Source organism: Pseudomonas sp. BN607 (assembly GCF_029871175.1).
GTDB lineage: Bacteria > Pseudomonadota > Gammaproteobacteria > Pseudomonadales > Pseudomonadaceae > Aquipseudomonas.
Genome location: NZ_SSOE01000008.1, coordinates 1 through 935, shown reverse-complemented (window position 1 = coordinate 935; position 935 = coordinate 1). Strand labels below are relative to the sequence as shown.

Sequence of the window (935 nt, the reverse complement as noted above, 5' to 3'; positions counted from 1 at the left end):
GAGCTCACCACCGGGGCTGTACTGATAGCGCCGATGGATCAGGGTGGACGGATGCTCCGGCGACAAATCTTTCAATCTGCATTTCTGGAAAATTCAATGGCATCAACAACCCGTTGGTTTTTCATGTTATCCAGCAAAAATTCAGAACAGCTTAATAATTCTTCCAAAGCATCCCTACCGAGAATTTCATTTACGTCAGATAACATAACCTCAAGATCAGCAACATGATCTTTAGAGTTGTTAGCAAGATCAAGCGATAAATAACGCATTTTCAGTATATCTAGCGCATTACTAGGGGCGCACTTTAACAATATTTCAAAAGCTTTCAAATGAAATATTTTTGCATATATCAAGCGCTCTAAAACTGAAATGTCCTCAGGAGAAAAGCAGCTATCCGAGCCGTCTTCCTCCCTTATTTCCCGCCACAACTTATCATACACTTCATCAAACTGCTTTAGCGTATCACTCAGCACGTCCCAACCCTCCCTTTTTTCACGATATTTTCCGGCAGCACGTCATCCTTGATTTTCCAATCCATTACATTACCCTTCGTCTTTCCTTTTAGCTCAACATTTTTACCTCTTGTATCAATATCCACATAGTAATCAGCACCCAAGGCACCAGTACTCCTTCTTATTGCATTAGGATTTCTAGGGTCTACCTTAACAGAGGTGACGCTTATACCTCCTCTTGGATCTGTCGGATCAAATCTAAAGCCAGCCTTCAGGAAATTCTTATATTCAGCCTTTGACATGAAGCGTCGAGCAATTCCGGGATTTTTAGGAATCCCATTAACAAGCCCACTACCACTTAGTCCAAGTGGATCAATCCATCCCAGCGGATTCACCGCATACTGGTAAAGATTAATCCCACCCACCAACCCAATCGGATCCTGCGTCGTAAACCGCCCCACCCCCGGATCGTAATACCGAAAC

2 protein-coding genes are annotated in these 935 nt (G+C 43.3%); both read right to left on the bottom strand.

What is annotated here, in order from left to right; translation table 11 throughout:
- Window positions 1–71: 71 nt before the first annotated feature.
- Window positions 72–473, bottom strand: a complete 402-nt coding sequence (locus E8E68_RS00045) for a hypothetical protein (RefSeq protein WP_266032209.1) — start codon at window positions 471–473, stop codon at window positions 72–74.
- Window positions 467–935: RHS repeat-associated core domain-containing protein (locus E8E68_RS00040; RefSeq protein WP_280339031.1), on the bottom strand; the 469-nt coding region annotated here is incomplete at its 5' end. The genes E8E68_RS00040 and E8E68_RS00045, both read right to left, overlap by 7 nt.